This window comes from Saccharothrix sp. ST-888, from assembly GCF_000955975.1.
Taxonomy (GTDB): Bacteria; Actinomycetota; Actinomycetes; order Streptomycetales; family Streptomycetaceae; genus Kitasatospora.
The window spans coordinates 1-306 of the sequence record NZ_JYJF01000949.1; the positions used below are offsets into that span (position 1 = coordinate 1).

1 protein-coding gene is annotated in these 306 nt (G+C 70.9%); it reads left to right on the plus strand.

Translation table 11 applies throughout. The annotated features are described in order from the left end of the window. Positions 1–271: hypothetical protein (locus tag UK12_RS42655; RefSeq protein ID WP_045307285.1), on the plus strand; the 271-nt coding region annotated here is incomplete at its 5' end. Between the last annotated feature and the right edge of the window lie 35 nt (positions 272–306).

Sequence of the window (306 nt, forward strand, 5' to 3'; positions counted from 1 at the left end):
CACCCTGCTCATGTGCGCCCCCGGTGAGTACCACCTCGCCCTCCTCCCCGGATCGGCAACGCCGTCCGCGTTCGCCATGCCGTTCGCCATGACCGCCTACGCCGGCATCGCCGCACCCGTCGCCTCCCACCGGTCCAAGGGATTGCGGGCCCGCTTCGCTGCCATCCCCACAGCCCTCACCCCGCGCACCCTCACGCTGCCCGTCCCCCGAGCTCTGCGGCGGCGACCGCCGCAGTACCGCCCCTGCACCTGCGCCTGCGTGGGTAAGTAAGTAAGTAAGTCGATGCCCCCGCAGCGAATGTGCCA